Source organism: Clostridium sp. MCC344 (genome assembly GCF_018785365.1).
In the GTDB taxonomy this organism is placed as follows: Bacteria; Bacillota; Clostridia; order Lachnospirales; family Lachnospiraceae; genus Pilosibacter.
Genome location: NZ_WQPQ01000040.1, coordinates 1 through 360, shown reverse-complemented (window position 1 = coordinate 360; position 360 = coordinate 1). Strand labels below are relative to the sequence as shown.

Here is a 360-nt window from a genome sequence, read left to right as displayed (position 1 = left end):
GCCGCTTGCAGTCCATACGGCGAAAGAAGGAAGGCAAGAAACAGAAATACAATCCCGCCTATGGGCGTCGGCGTGAAAAAGAGAGCGACACCCAGCACCGTCAGGATCACAGAGGCAATCGTCAGCAGGACGGCACAAATATCAAATAGGAACACCAGCAGAGCCGCCAGAAGGGACAACGCCAAAGCAAAGGGAGCAACCAATATTTTCAGCAGTATCTTCATCTTCAAAACCTCCTTTATCTATCCTTCCTACCTCTATTTTATCATGCTTGCCCGGAGACATAAATGTTGCGAAAGATTAGTAAATCCTGTCCCAAACTTTTGGGTCATACTGGCCCGAAGTGGTAAAAAAAGAGCA

Annotated in this window: 1 protein-coding gene; it reads right to left on the bottom strand. The window is 47.5% G+C overall.

Features of this window, described 5'->3' with window-relative positions; translation table 11 throughout:
- Positions 1-224, bottom strand: a 224-nt coding sequence (locus tag GPK90_RS11680; RefSeq protein ID WP_215703069.1) for a CD1845 family protein, incomplete at its 3' end; no start/stop codon positions are given.
- Between the last annotated feature and the right edge of the window lie 136 nt (positions 225-360).